Here is an 18769-nt window from a genome sequence, read left to right on the forward strand (position 1 = left end):
TCCGTCATCGGGATTGATCCGCCCGACCCAGCYCTGCTCGTGGGCGCGGTGGTGGTGGAACGAGCACAGGAGTGCGCCGTCGTTGACGTCGGTGGTCCCGCTCAGGGAGTAGGGGGTGAGGTGGTGGGCTTCGGTCCACCGTGAGTCGCGGTCGCAACCTGGTGTGGTGCATCCGCCGTCTCTCTTCTCCATCGCCCGGCGTGAGCTGCGGTTGAAGTAGCGGTTCGCGCTGCCGAGGTCGATCGGGAGTGAGGTGCCGTTGAGGACCATCGGGACGATCTGGGCGCTGCAGGCCAGTCGCCTCGCCTCGCCGGCACTCCGTCGTGCCGTCGTCGCCGGCTCCGTNTTGAAGTAGCGGTTCGCGCTGCCGAGGTCGATCGGGAGTGAGGTGCCGTTGAGGACCATCGGGACGATCTGGGCGCTGCAGGCCAGTCGCCTCGCCTCACCGGCACTGATCCGGGTTCCGTCGGAGAGTCCGGCGGCCTTCACACCTCCGACGAGGGTGTCGAGGTCGAGGTTCACCGTCACGACGGCGCTGACGCCGCCGTTGGAGGGGAGGCGGTCGGCGGGGAGGTGCTCGATGAGGGTGGCGAACGCGTGTCCGAGGCGCTGGGGGTAGGACTGGCCGAAGCCGATCTCGTCCATCTGCCCGGTGGCTGCGTTCACGGTCCCGACCTTCTGGTGCGGTGCGGCGAGCGCGTCGAGGGCGGTCTTGAGCATGGCGCCCTGTGCTTCGGGGAGGGTGAAGCGTCCGGTGACGGTGCCGTCGTTGTTGTCCCACATCGAGAAGCTGGTCTTCTTGCGGGCTTCCTCTTCGCGGCGACGCAGGATCTCGTCCTCGTCGGCGTCGACCTCGTCGACGGTCTTGCGGTAGGTCTCGGTGATCCGGGCGGCCCTGCGGCGCAGATCCTTGAGGGTGAGCTTCTGTGCGTCCTTGAGCAGGGTCTTCTCACACATCAGGCGTTGCTCGCTGGTGACGTCCTCGGACAGCTTCGCGAGGGCGCGGGAGAGGATGTCGGCCTGCTTCATCGTGATCTCGCCTGCCGCGAGGGCGGCTTCGGTGAGGGTGGTCTGCTCCTCGATCCGTTCGGCGGTGTTCACNCGGGAGAGGATGTCGGCCTGCTTCATCGTGATCTCGCCTGCCGCGAGGGCGGCTTCGGTGAGGGTGGTCTGCTCCTCGATCCGTTCGGCGGTGTTCACGAGTGCGTCGGCGCCGCTGCGGTCACCCCCGAAGTCGATCGAGATCGTGGCCCCGGTAGAGGTGCCCGCTCCCGGTCGCGGTCCGTCACCGTTCGCCGCGGCCTTGCGGGCCTTCTCGAGCACGCGTGCGGCAGCCATCTTGTGGGCCGCGACCTGGGACTCCAACCGGGACAGCTCACCGACCAGACGGCGGACCTCGCCGGGCTCCAGTCCGTCCCAGGCACTCGTGGGGACCGCGGAGAACAACTCACGCGCGGAACGCACGCACGCCGGCACCGGGTGGGTGTCGAGTGCGGCGACGCTCATGGTTCCTCCTGCTGATCTATCCCCATTCTAGAGGGCAGATCAGACAAGAAACAAGCACATGTTCGAATACGTGACCAAGGTCCGATCTGGTTTAGGACTTCCGGCCCGACGCGCACCGCACGCACCGCGTCGTGGCCGGGAGCGCCTCAAGTCGCCCTTCCGCGATCGGCTCACCGCAGACCTCGCACACGCCGTAGGTGCCGTCGTCGAGCCGACCCAGTGCTGCCTCCACCGCTGCGAGCCGACGTCGGGCGTTGGCGGCGGCGTGGTCGGCCTGGGTCCGCTCGAAGGCGATGGTGGAACCCTCGGGGTCGTGCTCGTCGTCGACGTTGGAGCCCTCGCGGGCGGCGACGATGCCGGCCACGTCGGCGTCGCGGACGGCGATGGCGCGCAGGAGCGACCGGCGCTCGTCGTCGAGGCGGGCGCGGTGGTCCACGTCAGGCCACCTCGCGCCGGACGCCGGCCAGGCGCAGCACCGCGACGAGCCCCGCGTCGCTGCCGGGCCAGTGCTGCTCGATGGCCTTGGCGCCCGCGTGACGCACGACGGACCGCAGCACGAGCGCGACGACGACCACGTCGTCGGCGTACCCGACCACGGGGATGACGTCGGGCACGAGGTCGATGGGCTGGGCCAGGTAGACGAGCAGCGCGCCGAGTCTGACGCGGACGCCGCGGGGGAGTGCGGGGTCGCGGGCGAGGCGGTGGACGAGGCGCACCAGGTCGGGGACGAGGCGGACGAGGTCGCGCAGGTCGACGTCGCGGGAGTCGCGGCGCGCGGCGAGCCATAGCGCGACGACGAGCACCAGCCAGAGCAGCACGAGGCCTCCGACGACTGCCGCGACGATGCCCCAGGTGCTCATGAACCCACGGTAGGGCGCCGGGAGGACGGCGGGCATGATCGGAGGCATGACGCTGCAGCTGAGCCTCCCCGACGAGACGACCCGCGACCTCTTCGCCGACCTGGAGTCCGACGGCATCGCCACCCTGCACGTGTGGGACTTCGCGGGGAAGCCTCCGGCCGACGTCGTGCTCGACCTCGCAGTCCGTCCGTACCAGCTCACGGGCGACCTGTCGGTGCTCGACGTCGAGCGGGTGAAGGCGGTGCAGGCGCAGTCACTCGGCTACGACGACGCGATCGGCAACGTGCCCGACGGCATCACCTGGTGCAACGCGGTCGACGTGCACGAAGCGCCGACGGCCGAGCTGGCGGTGGCCATGACCCTGGCGTCGCTGCGCGGCCTCGACGACTTCGCGCGCAACGCCACGCGCGCCGAGGGTCGGTGGAGCAAGGACGAGGCGCGCCCCGGTCTGCTCGGCAAGCGCGTGATGCTGCTGGGCGTCGGCGGCATCGGCGAGCAGGTGGCGACGCGGCTCGACGGCTTCGGCGTGGAGATGGTGCGCGTGGCGTCGAGTGCGCGTGACGACGAGCGTGGCCACGTGCACGGCATCGACGAGGTGCACGACCTGCTGGCCGACGTGGACGTCGTGATCGTCGCCGTGCCGTACGGCGACTCCACCCACCACCTCGTCGACGACGCATTCCTCTCGGCCATGCGCGACGGCGCGCTGCTGGTGAACGTCGCGCGCGGCAAGGTGGCCGACACCGACGCGCTCGTGCAGCACGCCGCGTCGGGCCACGTGCGGCTGGCGCTCGACGTGGTGGACCCCGAGCCGCTTCCCGACGACCACCCGCTGTGGACCACGCCCGGCGTCTTCATCGCGCCCCACGTGGGCGGCGCGGTGGCCACCCGCCTCGAGCGCATCGAGCCCCTCGTGCGCGAGCAGGTGCGTCGGCTCGTCGCGGGGGAGTCGCTGATGAACCAGGTGGACGTGTCCTGATCCGCAGTTCGACCGTCGCCGCCGCATCGCTGGTTGAGTAGTCCGGCGAGCTTGCGAGACGGACGTATCGAAACCACTCGGCATCGGTCGAGGCACCTTGGTCGATGTTCGGCCGGTCCAGCATCGGTCTCGGCTGGCGTCCCTGGGATCCCGACGTACGGTGGAAATTGAAGGTTTGACCACTTCCCACCCACTTCAGGAGGACCTGTGCAACAGCGCACCATCGGACCCGTGACCGTCAGCGCGATCGGCCTCGGCGGCATGCCGATGTCCATCGAGGGGCGGCCCGATCGCGAGCGCTCCATCGCCACGATCCACGCGTCGCTCGACGCCGGCGTGAACTTCATCGACACCGCCGACGCCTACCACCGCGACGCGGGCGAGGTCGGCCACAACGAGTCGCTCATCGCCGAGGCACTCAAGAGCCACTCGGCCGGCCAGGACGTGCTCGTTGCGACGAAGGGCGGCCACCTGCGCCCCGGCGACGGCTCGTGGACGCAGAACGGACGCCCCGAGTACCTCAAGGAGGCGGCGAGGGCGTCGGCGCAGCGTCTCGGCGTCGAGTCGATCGGCCTCTACCAGTTCCACCGCCCCGACCCGGACGTCCCGTACGCGGAGTCCGTGGGCGCGCTGAAGGAGCTGCTCGACGTGGGCGTCATCCAGCACGCGGGCATCTCGAACGCGACGGTCGCGCAGATCGACGAGGCCAACGAGGTGCTCGGCGGCAAGTTGGCGTCGGTGCAGAACCAGTTCAGCCCGGCGTTCCTGTCGAGCCGTGACGAGCTGAAGCACTGCGCCGAGATCGGTGTCGCGTTCCTGCCGTGGAGCCCGTTCGGCGGCATCAAGAAGGCCGGCGACTTCGGTTCGGACCACTCCGCCTTCCAGCAGGTGGCCGACGCCCGCGGCGTGAGCCCCCACCAGGTCGCGCTCGCCTGGCACCTCGCCCAGGCGCCCGTCGTCGTCCCGATCCCCGGCGCCTCGCGTCCGGAGTCGGCGAAGAACTCCGCCGAGGCGGCCGACCTCGAGCTCACCGACGACGAGCTCCAGACGATCGAGTCCGGCCTCAGCGCCTGACCCGAAGCACAACCCGACGCGGCCCTCGACCTCACGCAGGTCGGGGGCCGCTTCGCGTCTGGAGGGTTGTCGGATGCATGGCCGGGTGCGAGGGTGGCCGGATGACCTCAGGGAGCGACGACGCGCAGGACGAGCTGAACGGGCTGCTCAACGGGGTGGTGGGATTCGCCGAGCAGACCTTGCAGCGCTACGGCGAGCTGTACCCGTTCGGAGCGGCACTGGACCTGGCAGGGGAGCAGCGCCTGCTCGGCGCCGACCCAGGCGAGGGCGACCACCCGGACTCGACGTCCGTGCTTGAGGCGCTCTACGCGGGCGCCGGGGCGAATGCCGACGAGCTGCGCGCCGTCGCATTCGTGGCCGACGTGCTGCTCGACGGGTCGGACGCCCTGCGTGTGGAGCTCGAGCACAGCGAGGGCGCGTGCCTGGTCGTCCACCTGCCCTACCGCCTCGAGGGCGATGGAGATGCACGGGAGGTCTTGCTCGGTGATCTGGTCGCGCACGAGGCGGGTCCGAGGATCTGGGGGCAGGCATGAGGCCTCACCAGGTCGCGCTCGCCTGGCACTTCGCCCAGGCGCCCGTCGTCGTCCCGATCCCCGGCGCCTCGCGTCCGGAGTCGGCGAAGAACTCCGCCGAGACGGCCGACCTCGAGCTCTCCGACGACGAGCTGCAGACGATCGAGTCCGGCCTCAGCACCTGACCCGAAGCACAGCCCGACGCGGCCCTAGACCTCACGCAGGTCGTAGCCGTTTCGTGTCCTGTGGGAGACACGGGACCAAAGTCCGAGATCGTTGCGAATGTCGCGGATCGACGGACGGCAGCGATTCGATGCAACTAGCCTTGCGAGCTGCGGCGAATGACGCCGCTCTTCGCGCAGGTGCGCTACTCGATGCTGGTTCCCGGGGGTTCGAGAATGAAGTTCGTGACGCGCGCGTTCGCACTCGTTGGTGTTGTCGCCTTGCTTGTCGGCGGGTTGATCGTGTCGAGGAATCTCGGTCTGCTCTCACCTCTCGGCGTCGAGTCGACGAGCAAGGACTCCCAGGTGATCCAGGCCGTGGAGCGCACCGAAGAAGTTGCTCTCGTCAGCCTCAGCATCCAGGGCATCACCGATGAGAAGCGGACTTCGACTGTCTTTGGCCGCCGAGTTCCGGGGACGGGGGAGACGGTCTTCTTGCAGTACGAGTTCTCAGCGAAGTTGGGCCTGGACGGTGCCGCAGTCGACATCGAGCGCCAGGGTGCCGACGGGTATCAGGTCTCGGTGCCCGAGTTCACCTTCATCGGCTTCGATCAGCCGAAGTTCGAGGTGGTCGTAACTGACGGCGGTGTCCTCAGCTTTGTGACGCCGGACATCGACACCACTAAGGTCATCACCAAGATTCTCAACAGCGACTCCAGGGACGAGTACGTGACTAAGAATCTCGACGTCCTCGAGGAGCAGACTCGCGCTTTCTATGAGCGACTCATCACGAGCATTGATCCCGCGGCCGATGTTGAGTTCGTGTTCGCCACGGCCTCTTAGGTCTCGTTTGTCTCATGACACCCTGACCCCGTGCCCGACCTGACCATCACGCCGGAGATCGAGCGTGCGATGGAGCTGCTCGAGTCGGGCAGCCACCTGTTCCTCACCGGCAAGGCGGGAACGGGCAAGTCGACGCTGGTGCGGCATTTCCTCGCCACCACCGAGCGTCGCGTGGTGGTGGCCGCGCCCACGGGCATCGCGGCGCTGAACGTCGAGGGCTACACGATCCACCGGCTGTTCGGCTTCCGCCCTACGACCACGCTTGACGACGTGCGCTCCGGCACCTACCGGCCCGGTCGGTTCACGAAGGCCATCCGCGGCCTGCAGACGCTGGTGGTCGACGAGGCGTCGATGGTGCGGGCCGACGTGCTCGACATGGTCGAGGCGGCGCTGCGACGCTTCGGCCCGCGCGAGGGTGAGCCGTTCGGCGGCGTGCAGGTCGTGCTCGTGGGCGACCTGCTGCAGCTGCCGCCCATCGTCGGCGACCGCGAGGCGGAGTTCTTCCGCACGCACTACGAGACCGAGTACTTCTACTCCGCCCACTGCTTCGAGCGCGACGCGTTCCCGACCGTCGCGCTCACCACCGTGTTCCGGCAGCTCGGCGACGACCGCCTGACCTCCCTGCTCAACGCGGTGCGCGAGGGCGTGCTGCTGGAGTCCGCGCGGGCAGAGCTGAACACCCGCGTCGACGCCGACTTCGAGCCGCCCGAGGACGAGCTGTGGCTGACGCTCGCGCCGTCGAACTCGATCGTCACGTCGCGCAACCGCCAGCGCCTGGAGCGGCTGCCGGGCGAGGCCATCACGCACGTCGCGCGGGAGAGCGGCGACGTCGGCGGCTTCGACCCGCCCACCGACGCGGTGCTGCACCTCAAGGTCGGCGCGCAGATCATGCTGCTCACCAACGACCAGAGCGACCGGTGGGTCAACGGGTCGCTGGGGCGCGTCGTCGACATGGCCGTGGTCGACGGCGAGCGCGAGCTGGACGTGGAGCTGGCCGACGGGTCTGTCGTCACGGTCGGCGCCTACACGTGGGAGGTCACGCGGCCGGTCGTCGACGGCGGCTCCCTGAGCCGCGAGGTCGTGGGCACCTACACCCAGCTGCCGTGCCGGCTGGCCTGGGCGATCACGATCCACAAGAGCCAGGGGCAGACGCTCGACCGGCTCGTCGTCGACCTCACGGGCGGCGTGTTCGCCACCGGTCAGGTGTACGTGGCGCTGAGTCGCGCGACGTCGATGGCGGGGCTGGTGTTGCGCAAGCCGATCGAGCCGCGGCACCTGCGCACCGACCGTCGGGTCACGCGGTTCCTGTCGGGCTCCGTCGCCCGCACCGCGCCCGACCGGTTCGCCGCGCTGGGCGTCTGCTTCGTCGGCGACGAGGGGACGTTCTCGCGGCCGCGTCCGATCGAGCTGGCCGTCGCGTTCGACGACGGCACCGCGGTGAGCACCCTCGTGAACCCCGAGCGCGACCTCGCCGACGCGCGTGCCCGGTTCGGCATCACCGCCGACGACGTGCTGCTCGCGCCCACGCTGCCGGAGGCGTGGGCGGTGCTCGCTCCGTTGCTCGAGGGCGTGACGCCGGTGGGGGTGCGGGTCGACGACGCACTGGCCAAGGTCGACTTCGAGCTCAAGCGTCTGCAGCACGTGGTGCCGATGCCGTTCGGCGTGGAGGTTCCGTACGGCGCGCCGTCGTCGGCCGATCGCGTCTCGGACTCGTCGGGCCGTGCCGCTGCTCGCGCCCACGCGGCACTCGAGGCGTTCCTGCGGCTGCGGGACTCGGGCGTCGCGCTCGCGTCGTCGACGCCCTTCGAACCCGCCGAGAGCCTGCCCGATCCCAGCTACCTGCTCACCCGCGACCCCGGTCTGCCGGCGCCGTCGACCGACCGGCTGCCCACACTCTCAGCGCTGGTGGAGGCGAGCACGAGCATCAGCGCAGCCCTTCTCGGCGGCACCGACCGCTCCGCCGCTAGTTCACCCCCTCCGGCCGTGGTGGCCGAGGCCGTCGCGGCGCGGCTGGCCAACGTCGCCACGAAGGCGTCGCGGCTGTCGCCCCAGCTCATCGAGCGCCTGCAGACGGTGGAGGACCTGCTCGGCGAGCGCTTCGTCGACGACCTGGTCGCGGCGGTGAACGAGGCCAACCCGGCCGCGTCCGACGTGCTGCAACCCGGCGCCCGGGTCTGCTTCACCGGCACGGCCACGTCGACGTCGGGACGGATGTACGACCGCGACCAGATGGAACGCCTCGCCCGCGACGCCGGCCTCGCCCCCGTCGCCAACGTCACGAAGACGAAGTGCGACCTCCTCGTCGTCGCCGAGGTCGGCACCCAGTCCGGCAAGGCGCGCAAGGCCCGTGAGTACGGCAAGCCGGTGATCTCCGCCGACGAGTTCTTCGCCTGGCTCGGCGCCGACTGACGCGCCTCCGCCTAGGCTGGCCCCGCGCTCCCGTAGCCCAATGGCAGAGGCAGGCGGCTTAAACCCGCCCCAGTGTGGGTTCGACCCCCACCGGGAGCACGACAACAGTTGCGGTGGAAAGACGTACGTCCCGCTCGGCTGGGTCGGGTTCTCTCGCGACGCCGGGCGCGAACCCAGATGCCGATCCGACCGGTGACTTAGATGAACCATTCGTCGTGTACACAGCTGCCCGGCCACGACCCTCTAGTTCGTGACCTCCTCGGCCGGCCGGCCGCCGCGCCGAAGCCAGCGTTTGTCACGCAGTTCGAAAGTGATCTCGATCTTGTCGAGATGATCGTCCAGCCACTCTTGTCTTGCAGGCCCCACAGGCACCGGAACCGTGTCTGGTCGAGCTGCGTTCATGTGACCGAAAAGGAAATTCTGCGTATAAGTGTCGCCGGGTGTTAGTGCGTGCTTATAGCCGATAGTCCCGAAATCGTCGTGCGACCCACTAAGCTTGAATACGTCGGTTGAGCTGGTGCCGTTCCGCACTGACACTCGAAGGCCACTGGCCTCGCCGCTGCCGAAGGTCGATCCGACCGAGAAGCTAATTGTGACTTGTTCAGCCTCCGCAAGATCCTGCTTGTCTTGCTCACGGCGCGTGCTGAGCAGTCGGCGCTCCAAGTCACGTCGAGATTGTTCCTCGCTGCGAAACGCGATCACGGCGAAACCCACCGCGGCAACAGTCCCCAACCCGCCGACCCACGTGCCAAGGGCCTCGATCCCTGCAGTGTTAGCCTCGCAGTTTCGGCAGGCTGTCGCACTGCCGGCCCACCACCCAATAACGGCTCCCAAGAGGAGGCCCACAACGGCAAAAAGGAGCGATCGCCAGTGCCTGTCTATCCACGCACGCCGTCCGCTGCTACCCACGCTTTGCACCCTAGTGTGATGTGCCTCGCCTACGCGACAAGTTGAACAGCCTTGGCGCGCACGAGCCTTCGCCCAGCGGATGCCTGCGTTCGCTAGCCGTCTCGTTCCTCGTCTCGAGGCGGTGGATAGATGCGTCCCCGACGGCGCGTCTAGACGGCTAAGCCACTTGCTTCCCGTCTCCGCAAACAACGTTCGTCGCACGGGATCCGCAGAAGCACGATGATCGGAGACAAGCGGCACCTCGGTCGGTAGTCTGGGCGTGCCATCGTCCAACCTGGATGGGTTCAACCCGAGTAGTTCTTAAACCTATTCAGCCCGTAGGGACAAGGAATTCCGCCCGCGTGTCCTCTCGCTCTAGAGTCGAACTATGACTGCACCGGATAGACCGCTCACCACCGCAGTCGAAGAGGTCATGCGCACTCTGCTTGCTTCGGCCCCTGCGGAGTCTCGTGTCGAGCTTGAGCGACAGGCTTTGGTGTTCCAAGAGTTGGATTTGGACAGTGAAGACTTCTCACCGCAAGCCTTCCTCGAGAGCGAGGTGCGACGTGCGCTGGGACTTTGAGCCTGACGCGGTTGACGGCCTGAAGCTAATCGGCATGATTCCGGATCTGAGCCCATGCCTCCTTGAAGGCCGCAATGGCATTGGTAAAACCGTCTCCGTTCAGCTTCTCGAACTCATCAGCGGCGCGATGCCTCCGGAGTTCATCGAGCGGCCTGAACTGTGGACGTCGTTGAAGAAGCGTCTCGGGAATACGAAAGTTATCGGAACAGAACTCATCGGTGCGAAATCCATCGAGTTCGTGTTTACTCCCGAACGCTGGCTCGACAGTCCTGCTGTGGACATGGATCGGTTGGGTGACGCCAGGATCGACGGAGAGTCAGCTGCTGGCTCTGAGGCAGCCGCACTGATTAGTGTCGAACGTATTGCTGGGAACGAGGATCTAGCCGATACTGTTGCGCGGCACCGCGACCTGCTACAAGGTCAACTGGCGGCGGTAGGGCGACAGTTGCGTCGCCGCAACGATGACCTTCAGGTCTTTGCGGGAGACCTGCTCGAGGATCTCCAGCGGGCTGATCCCAGACATCTGCAAGAAGAGCAAGTAGCACTCGTTGAGGCGGTCAGTCGCTCGAATGAAGCGTCTGAAGCCGCCAAGGCCGCGAGTGATCGCCTCGCGGACATGCTGAGCGCCCAAGAGAGTATGCGGAAGCGGGATGCCGTCAATCGCAATTCTGAAGACCTCTTGGCGAGCCGCGACGCAGCAGTCGAACACGTCCGGGCGCTTGAGACCCAACTCGCCGAAGCTCAGGCGAGAGCAGACACCCTCGCCTCCGCGCTCGAGAAGGAAGGTGGTGTGGCCGAAAGATTGGCTCGAGCCGGTCGCACCCTGAGGATACGACGAAGCCGCAGGTCGAAGTTGTCGAGCGCGGTAGAGGCTGGTTCTCAGATGCTTGGGGTTGAACCCGTGGCTCCGGCAGTCGCCCAAGACATATCGCGATGCGAGGAGGAACGACGTCGGCTTTCCGACCTCCAGCGCGGCCTTGATTCCGCGGGCGAAGTCCGTGGTCTCCTGGAGGACATGCTGCCGGCGCTCCGCGCCGCCGCCCCCCATAGTGCGGGAACATTGCTGGCTGATGGCTTCGTGCCCGAGCTAACGGTCGAAGCTGCTTACGCCTCTATGTCGGCGCGCCATCTCTCGCTAATTAACGAACCCACCCCGCAACAGGTGCGAGAGCTCTTGGCAGAAATTTCGACATTGAGCCGCCGCCGCGAGGCGCTCGAACTGCTGTCTAGAGACATCGCCACTCTGGCTAGAGCCGACGAGCTCTTCGCTGAAACGGTTGCGGAGTACAACACGCTCGAGGAGCAAGCAGAGAACGCAACTGAGACGGCGAAGGCCTCTAGGGAGGCGGACGGGGCAGTGGGCGGTCTTCAAAGTGAACTCACTGCCGCGCACTCGATACTGGCAACGCTTAACCAACAGATAGCGGCGCAAGGCACAGTGTCCCGAACCGACGCTGATCATGAAGTACAGGCTCTGACTGCCAAACTGGGCATCTCCGAGTCGGAACTCGCGAACGCTGAACCGCAGTTTCGTCGGGAGTCGGCGGATGCAGACGCTCATCTAGAGTCGACCAGTCGAGCCCTCGCCTCGGCGCGCCGTCGAGTGACAACCCGCACCGCTGAGATCTCGCAAACAATCGCAAGGATCAATCAAGATCCGCGGTACCGCTGGATCAACACGGTAACGATCCTTTCGCAGCCGGACGGCGCGCCCGATCTTGAAGCTTTCGAGCAGGTACGGGATGCGATTCTGGCCGCCGCCAGCGCGATTCAGAACGTTGGCGACATGGTTGATCGCTTGGAGGGAATTTGCAGGGACTTTCTAAATTCTCGCGCGGCGGAACCCAGCGAGTTGGACGCTGCAAGTCAGTCGCTAGCGAAACCAGTTAGCGACATGCTCGCGTCAAGCATTCTCCAAGCGCTCAATAGCCCCTCCGTCCAGAAGCGTGTCTTCGGCGGAGGCACTGCGGTAGGGCTGGATCCAGTCAACCGGAACCTGACTCTCCGGTGGGAATCAGGTGCGGAAGATGTGCGACCGATGGCGGGCTTCTCCACCGGCGAGCAGGCGTTTGCGTTCACACAGGCCCGAATTCTCGATATCACTCCGTCTTCAAAGCCAAACAGGTTGCTGGTCCTCGACGAGTTCGGCGCGTTCGTGTCAGCTGATCGGCTTCCAGACTTAGCCGCGTTTTTGTCGGCTCCTGAAGTCGAAGAGGTCGCCAATCAGGTGCTGGTGATTCTCCCTTTGCACGTCAACTATGAGCTCGAGGTTGAACACACAACGGGCACCCTGCGCAAGTCATACGAGATGCGACTGGCGCAGATTCGCGAACGCGACTACTGCGCGGTGCCGCTGTGAAACAGGATCCCGGTCTCGAAAGACTTCGGCTTGCCTTCGGGGCTTTCTTCGACTTTGAAACTGCGCAGCAGGAGGAAACACTCAGTTATCTTCGGCAAGCTTGGCTCGCCCAGTTCGGTCAACCTCCGCGGTCGTTGACAGTCGACTTAGAGAGCCTCTCCTCCTGGTACCGACCTCAAGTCGCTGCGAAGAACCTGCGTGACCTCGCTGATTCCCTTGGGATGGTCAATGAGGAGCGGCCTCATATCCAGGCCGAGTTATACATCGCTGTCGACGAGAGCCGAGGCATAGTTACTCCGGAAGGGCGCGCGCTGATCGAGTTGGTCCACGCTCGCAATCAGCCGGAGGAAGACAGAGACGCCTTCGTAATCTCCGTGATGGCTAGGTTGGTCGAGTTCTACTCAGGTCCTCGACGTGAATGGATGCAAAAAACTGTCATTGGGGGCGACCTCCGCCCCCCGACTCTCGGCTATGCCGTATTTCTTCTAATCAATGGCTCTATTGGCGAGGACAGAGCTCTACGGATACCACGCTCCCAGAGTGATGACACGCGACTCGCGCAGCCAGTCGTCGCGGTGTCGAATACGTTTGCCTCGGCGATCGGGGGCAGTCCACTCAAGGGTCGAGAATTGACCCGCCTACGGAGCAACTGGGCGGTAAGTGAGGCTGGCAGGCAAATGCCGGGCCTGATTCGGAATCAACCGACTGCCGGTAAGGGCCTGCTCTCCTTCATTGCAATCGGGGCGGAGCAGCGCACAGTGGAAAAGATTGCGGCGGCCCTGATTCTGAGGAAGTCGTTCGACCCCGCCTGCCTCCCTGTCGCACTGAAGGCCACAACCGACGCCTACGGCGAGGCTCGGCCTTTGCTCAAGAGTTGGGAAATGTCATGGGAGAGTTCACCAAATACGCGAAAAGTCTGTGCCCAACTTGAGTCCGCTGTCACGCGACTCGCTTCGCGGTACTAGCCATGACTACGGTCTCCACCCTGCAGTTACTGCAGGAAGTCATCAGAGAGCACGACGAGAAGCTCGACGATGCGGGACTAGCCGTCATTCCGTGTGTTCACGATGACGCTGACACCGAGGACGACGCGGAGCTGTTCGGCGCAGCAATTCGACGAGCGGGCGGCGTCTACGTACGGTGCAGCCCCGAAGTCACAGAGTGGTCCTTTCCCGGTCCGCTGAACGAGCCTATGGCCAGACACTTGGAAAGCCTTTGCGGCGCTCGCAACGTTCACGTCGAGATATTCGAGCAAGAAGGAAAGGTCGAGGTGCTCGTCGAGGGTAGTGATGAGCTCACCGCCTCGGCTCTAACCCTTGCGCAGGTACTTGCGCTGCTCAGTTCGAGCCTCTTGGCTACCGAGTTCGTTGTCTACAGTTACACGCTTGACGGTCTCGACGAAGCTCGCGCGGCGGTTCTATGGGACGCCGGTTGGTCCGCACAGCACTTCGCGCCGGCGCAACTGAAGACGCTCGCATTTGTGGCTTGCGGGTGGGTCGACGTTATGAGGCACTGCAACCCCGCAGAGGGGGCCGCACGTCTTGTCGTGCAGGGGAGCGACGTTATCCGCAGGCAACTGCGTCGCACGCCCGATATGCGGACCGCACGCATACTCCGCTCACTAGATGATCCGATAGTGCTTTTTATGGGCGCAGGCGCCTCCGCGAGTGCCCGGATCCCGCAGGGGAACGCCTTGCGAGACAGCGCGATCTCACACCTGACGGGCGCGGCTATCGGCTCCACCGATCTCATCATGTCCTTCCGCGAATATCTTGTAGACCATCCTGCGCGGTTCATGGTTGACGAGCGCGACCTATCGAGAGAGCAGTTCGAGCGAGGTCTCACGTTGGAACGCGTGCTGCGGGAAGAATTTCACACGTTGTCCGGGCGTCCTCGTGCCGACTCAGAAACCGTAAAGTCCATGACCCGGTATTGCTCCGCCGCGCTCGATCGGGTGCCGCCCGGGCGTGAGGCGATTTGGGAGCTTGCGTCGATTCTTCCGCGTCTGATCGTCGCGACCGTCAACTTTGACGAATTGATCGAGTCAGGGATGGCTGCGACCAACAAGGTCGCCGCTTCAGTGTCGGATTTTGCAGACGCGGTTGACCTCGTAGGTGAACGCGTACACGGCGAGACCTCCACGCTGCCGATCTTGAAAGTCCATGGTTCGATTGCAGACGCTGAAACGCTCGTTGCTGACATCGAAACGACTTCGGCCGGGCTGTTGGAGCCGATTCGGAACGTGCTCGACAGGATCGTTTCCGAAGCGGGTCGCATCACTTGGGTATGGATCGGATGCTCCATGCGAGACATAGATCTTCGACAGTGGCTATGGCAACAGCGGGCTGATCAGATCGAGGAGTACTGGGTCGATCCTCTGCCACCCCGATCAGTCCTCGACTACGCAAACAAGGTCGACCGGACACAGCAGTGGGCCGTGATGGGGCAAACTCTTGCAGACAGGCAGGTGACTGAGAGCTCGGACGTATTCCTGCCCGCACTCCTGGAGCGGGCACGCTGGTTGGCGACCCAAAGGCTCGAATCGCCGTGATCTCCGCGGATGAGCACAAGCCCGGCTGCTTTGTCTGTCGTCACCGTGGCGCAGACACTCGCCGCCGTGGTGCAATGAACCCATGACAGACGTAGGCCGCAACGACTCCGCCGCTTGGCCGATGCAGCCTGGAAGCGGGCGAGGGAGAAGTCATGGCACCAGCGCCGCTCAACCCTTCGATCGATGGTTCCGATATCCTGCCGGCTTTGCTAGCGACTATGTAGCCCTTCTCCTCGACCGGATCCATCTCGATGAAGGACTGGTCCTCGACTGCTTCATGGGATCGGGCGTTACGGGAACCGCAGCACACGCAAGGGGGCTCGGATTCGTTGGACTTGAGGCGCACCCATTGATCGCAGAGCTGGCGAAGCTCAAGCTACAGCCACCCGCCTCGTCCGAAGCCCTGCTAGACCTCGCCGATTCAGTATCTTTGGCGGCTCGGGAAGATGTCGTCACCCGTTTGGCTCTACCGATGCACGAGCGGTCCGAAGTCGAAGCGGAACCAGCCGACCCGTCCTCCTATCCCTGGCTTCTGTCAGAGACGGAGTTGGTGCGGCGGAGCTTCGACCCTGCTGTCCTCGCTGAACTTGTGTCACTTCGGGACGCTATCAAGCCGTTGGCTGACAATCCGTTGTCCGTTTACTTGAAGTGGGCTCTGCTTGCCACGCTCCGTGATGTGGCCGGCGTGAAGGTCGGCTGGCCGTACCAGCGACCCGGCGTCAGCAGGGCACCCCGGTACAAGGATGCTCCCAAGCGGTTCTTGGCCCGGGTCAAGACGATGGCGGAGGACTTGAACGTGGCTCCATCGGGCACGGTGACCCATATCAGTTTGGGGAACGCCGCCGATTCCCAGACCTGGGAACTGCTTCCGTCATCACAAGCCTGTGTCACCTCGCCGCCGTACCTAAACAACTTTGACTACGCGGACGCAACAAGACTCGAGTTGTATTTCTGGGGCGAGATCCGATCCTGGCGCCAGATGTGCCACGAGGTGAGAGGCGACATGCTCACCGCCACCACACAACAATCCTCCAAAGCGCAAAAGGCGTCGTCACTCGACCACCTAATCGCCACATACGGATCGACGGGGGCGGAGGTCGCCGCACTTACCAAGAGTCTCGAGGATGCGCGCGGTAACCGTGAAGGTCGATCCAAAGAGTACGACCAAGTGCTGCCGGCCTATTTCACGGCAATGGGAGCTGTACTTACCAATGCGTTCGATAACCTTGACAGCGGATCTGCCGCCCTTTGGCTGATCGGCGATAGCGCCCCTTACGACGTGTTCATTGACACGCCAGCACTCATAGGGCGTCTCGCGTCTGAGATCGGCTTCGAAAACAAAGAAGATGTATTGCTCAGGACTCGCGGACACCGGTGGAGCAAGCCGACCGCTCCTCCGCTCTCTGAACGAATGATTGTACTCCGCAAGCCATAGACCCACGAAGCCCTCATGGAACCACCTGCTCTCGGAAGGTCCCTGCAGGGCGGCGCAAGGATCACATGACATCCACTTGTGTGCTGGCGAAGGCGATGCACAGTCAAAGTGGGCTCTTTGCACCCAAGTCTTGATGGGCGGTTCGACGCGGACAAGGAGTCAGTGCGCGGACTGACGCGGGTCAACCTGCACAGCAGCCGAGCCGACGCGTCTTCACGGAGAAGGTGCCGTCGTCGAGGTCGGCGCCAGCCCCCGATATCTGGACTGAACCCAAAGGTCGGGGCGCCCCATCTGTGTGCACCCCGGCCCTCGGGGGTCAAACGGCGACGCCCTCCGGACCGTCGGTGGCGAGCTCGTCGTGCTTGACGTTCAGCAGGATCCAGATGATGGCCGAGGCGGTCCAAATCATGAAGGCGCCGACGAGGAACGCGTGCGTCGCGCCCTCGGTGAAGGCGGCCTGGCCGATGAGCTGGTTGAGGCGCTCCGCGACGTCGGGCGCGGGGGCGCCCCCCGACCCGGACGCCGCCTGGATGGCGCCGCCGATCTCCTCACCACGGTCGGTCGAGAAGTGCAGGGCCACCGTCGACAGGGCGGCCAGGCCGATGGCGCCACCCACCTGCTGCATGGTGTTGAGCACGCCCGAGCCGATGCCGGACTCCTCCGACGGGATGCCGTGCACGGCCACCAGGGTCATGGTCACGAACACCAGGCCCATGCCGAAGGCCATCAGGACGATGAACGGTGCGATGGCCGTCCAGTAGTTCACGTCGTCGCTCAGCGACCCGCTGCCACCGGCGATGCGCAGCAGGTTGGCGGGGCTGTCGTCGACGCTGATCCGCGAGAACCCGAACAGGGCGATGCCGGCCAGGATGGTGCCGACGCCGGCGATGAACCGGGGGTCGATGCGGGCGATCAGCTTCGACGACAGGGTGGCGCCCAGGACGATGCCGACCGTGAACGGCAGGAACGCGAAGCCGGTGTGCAGCGGGCTGTAGCCGAGCACGTTCTGCACGAACAGCGACAGGAAGAAGAACATCGCGAACATGGCCGCCGGCGTGATCATCATGGAGGCGAATGCCACCGAGCGGGCTCGGCTGGCGAAGATGCTCAGAGGCAGCAGCGGGCTCTTGACGGAGCGCTCGATCACGATGAAGCCGACGAGGAGCACCGCTGCGACGACCAGCGACACGATGGTCGAGGTGTCACCCCAGCCGTAGCGCTCGTCGCCGGCCCGCGAGAGGCCGAAGACCAGCGCGGCCAGGCCGAGGGTGCCGCTCAGGGCGCCGGGGATGTCGAGGGCGAGGCGCTGCGGCTTGCTCTCGGGCAGGAACCGCGGCGCGAGGAACGCCGCCACGAGGCCGATCGGCACGTTGATGAGGAACGTCAGCCGCCAGCCCTCGAGGTTGCCCAGCTCCAGTCCGGTCAGCCAGCCGCCGAGGATCAGGCCGATCGCCGCGCCCACGCCCGACAGGGCGGCGTAGACGCTGAAGGCCCGGTTGCGCAGGGGTCCGGCGGGGAAGGTGGTGGTGATCAGCGCCAGGGCGGCGGGCGCGGCCATGGCCGCACCGATGCCCTGCAGTCCGCGCGACGCGAGCAGCATCGGCTCGTTCTGGGCCAGGCCGCCGAGCGCCGACGCGACGGCGAAGACGATCAGGCCGGTGATGAAGATCCGGCGCCGTCCGTACAGGTCGGCCAGGCGACCGCCGAGCAGCAGCAGGCCACCGAACGCGAGGGCGTAGCCCGTGACGATCCACTGCAGGTTGGCCTCGCCGATGCGCAGGTCGGTCGCGATGTAGGGCAGGGCGATGTTGGCGATCGTCGCGTCGAGCACGACCATCAGCTGCGCGATGCAGATGATGACCAGGGCCCAGCCCAGTCGGCGGTTGGTCTCGGGCGGGAGGTCCTCCGGCTCGGTGACGTGCTTCCCGGCGTCGGGGGTGGTGTCGGTCATGAGGGGTCCTTGGGGGTGTGGTCGGGGGAGTGGCGCAGGACGGCGGGGAGGATCACCTGGTCGATGACCGCGGTGATCCTCTCGGGGGTGGGCACTTCGCCCATGACGAACTCGCGGTGCAGCACGATGCCGGCCAGTGCCGACCCGACGATGTCGAGATCGACGTCGTCGCGGATCTCGCCGCGGTCACGGGCGCGGCCGAACAGCTGCTGGGTCAGCTCGACCTTGGGGCCGAGGAACCGGGAGCGGAAGCCGTCGGCGAACTCGGCGTCGCGGCCGAGGGCCGTGAGCACACCGCTGAAGATGGAGATCTGACGCTCGTCGGTCAGGCCGCCACGGCCGCAGTGCGAGGCGATGAGGTCGCCGCGCAGGCTGCCGGTGTCGGGAAGCGCGGGGAGGGGGCCCTTCTGGGCGAGGACAGCCTCGAGGACCAGGCTCGCCTTCGTCTCCCACCGGCGGTACAGCGTGGCCTTGGATGCCCGAGCGGCCGAGGCCACGGCGTCCATGGTCAGGCGGTCGTAGCCGACGTCGGCGAGGACGTCGAGCGCAGCCTCGAGGATCTCGTGCTCACGCTCGCCCTCCACGCGAGGACGAGCTGCGGCTGCGGCTTCTGCCGGGGTCATGGTGCTCCTGGTGCACAGCGAAACATGGATGAAAC

Annotated in this window: 14 protein-coding genes, 1 tRNA gene and 1 pseudogene; 10 read left to right on the top strand and 6 right to left on the bottom strand. The window is 65.8% G+C overall.

Features of this window, described 5'->3' with window-relative positions; all coding sequences use genetic code 11:
• Window positions 1-346 precede the first annotated feature (346 nt).
• The 3 genes and pseudogenes from ASF35_RS18620 to ASF35_RS06660 all read right to left on the bottom strand — a co-directional run.
• Window positions 347-1101: pseudogene (locus tag ASF35_RS18620) on the bottom strand (DUF222 domain-containing protein); the annotation flags it as partial.
• A 496-nt stretch (window positions 1102-1597) separates the two neighbouring features.
• Window positions 1598-1942, bottom strand: a complete 345-nt coding sequence (locus ASF35_RS06655; protein ID WP_055964567.1) for a TraR/DksA C4-type zinc finger protein — start codon at window positions 1940-1942, stop codon at window positions 1598-1600.
• A 1-nt stretch (window position 1943) separates the two neighbouring features.
• Entirely contained in the window at window positions 1944-2366 is a 423-nt protein-coding gene (locus ASF35_RS06660; protein ID WP_055966280.1) for a YkvA family protein, read from the bottom strand.
• A gap of 46 nt (window positions 2367-2412) precedes the next feature.
• Here ASF35_RS06660 and ASF35_RS06665 point away from each other — a divergent pair, with 46 nt between their 5' ends.
• From ASF35_RS06665 to ASF35_RS06690, 7 genes are all read left to right on the top strand, one after another.
• Entirely contained in the window at window positions 2413-3345 is a 933-nt protein-coding gene (locus tag ASF35_RS06665; protein ID WP_082495453.1) for an NAD(P)-dependent oxidoreductase, read from the top strand.
• Between the two features lie 207 nt (window positions 3346-3552).
• Window positions 3553-4419, top strand: coding sequence for an aldo/keto reductase (locus tag ASF35_RS06670; protein ID WP_055964573.1), 867 nt, complete (start codon window positions 3553-3555; stop codon window positions 4417-4419).
• 101 nt (window positions 4420-4520) lie between these two features.
• A complete protein-coding gene (locus tag ASF35_RS06675; protein ID WP_156367974.1) occupies window positions 4521-4952 on the top strand; it encodes a hypothetical protein in 432 nt (143 codons plus the stop codon).
• A complete protein-coding gene (locus tag ASF35_RS17680) occupies window positions 4949-5116 on the top strand; it encodes an aldo/keto reductase (RefSeq protein ID WP_082495391.1) in 168 nt (55 codons plus the stop codon). Before ASF35_RS06675 ends, ASF35_RS17680 begins: the two co-directional genes overlap by 4 nt.
• 156 nt (window positions 5117-5272) lie before the next feature.
• Window positions 5273-5935, top strand: a complete 663-nt coding sequence (locus ASF35_RS06680) for a hypothetical protein (protein ID WP_055964579.1) — start codon at window positions 5273-5275, stop codon at window positions 5933-5935.
• A 30-nt stretch (window positions 5936-5965) separates the two neighbouring features.
• Window positions 5966-8344 (top strand): AAA family ATPase, encoded by a 2379-nt coding sequence (locus ASF35_RS06685; protein ID WP_200931729.1) that lies wholly within the window; start codon window positions 5966-5968, stop codon window positions 8342-8344.
• 26 nt (window positions 8345-8370) lie between these two features.
• Window positions 8371-8443, top strand: a tRNA-Leu gene (locus ASF35_RS06690).
• 144 nt (window positions 8444-8587) lie between these two features.
• Here the strand turns inward: ASF35_RS06690 and ASF35_RS17990 are convergent.
• Window positions 8588-9058 (bottom strand): hypothetical protein, encoded by a 471-nt coding sequence (locus ASF35_RS17990; RefSeq protein WP_156367975.1) that lies wholly within the window; start codon window positions 9056-9058, stop codon window positions 8588-8590.
• Window positions 9059-9798: 740 nt separating this feature from the next.
• On the opposite strand from ASF35_RS17990, the gene ASF35_RS17995 reads away from it, so the two are divergent.
• The 3 genes from ASF35_RS17995 to ASF35_RS17685 all read left to right on the top strand — a co-directional run bounded on the left by ASF35_RS17995 (window position 9799) and on the right by ASF35_RS17685 (window position 16160).
• Window positions 9799-12174 (top strand): hypothetical protein, encoded by a 2376-nt coding sequence (locus ASF35_RS17995; protein ID WP_156367976.1) that lies wholly within the window; start codon window positions 9799-9801, stop codon window positions 12172-12174.
• 967 nt (window positions 12175-13141) lie between these two features.
• The gene (locus ASF35_RS06705; RefSeq protein WP_055964588.1) at window positions 13142-14725 is read left to right on the top strand and encodes an SIR2 family protein; all 1584 of its coding nucleotides are present in this window, start codon (window positions 13142-13144) and stop codon (window positions 14723-14725) included.
• Window positions 14726-14846: 121 nt separating this feature from the next.
• The gene (locus ASF35_RS17685; RefSeq protein ID WP_255354062.1) at window positions 14847-16160 is read left to right on the top strand and encodes a DNA methyltransferase; all 1314 of its coding nucleotides are present in this window, start codon (window positions 14847-14849) and stop codon (window positions 16158-16160) included.
• Window positions 16161-16476: 316 nt separating this feature from the next.
• Here ASF35_RS17685 and ASF35_RS06710 read toward each other — a convergent pair whose 3' ends face one another.
• A complete protein-coding gene (locus ASF35_RS06710; RefSeq protein WP_055964591.1) occupies window positions 16477-18111 on the bottom strand; it encodes an MFS transporter in 1635 nt (544 codons plus the stop codon).
• A complete protein-coding gene (locus ASF35_RS06715) occupies window positions 18108-18734 on the bottom strand; it encodes a TetR/AcrR family transcriptional regulator (RefSeq protein ID WP_055964594.1) in 627 nt (208 codons plus the stop codon). The genes ASF35_RS06710 and ASF35_RS06715 overlap by 4 nt, the downstream gene beginning before the upstream one ends.
• Window positions 18735-18769: the final 35 nt, after the last annotated feature.

Source organism: Aeromicrobium sp. Leaf291 (genome assembly GCF_001423365.1).
Taxonomy (GTDB): Bacteria; Actinomycetota; Actinomycetes; order Propionibacteriales; family Nocardioidaceae; genus Aeromicrobium.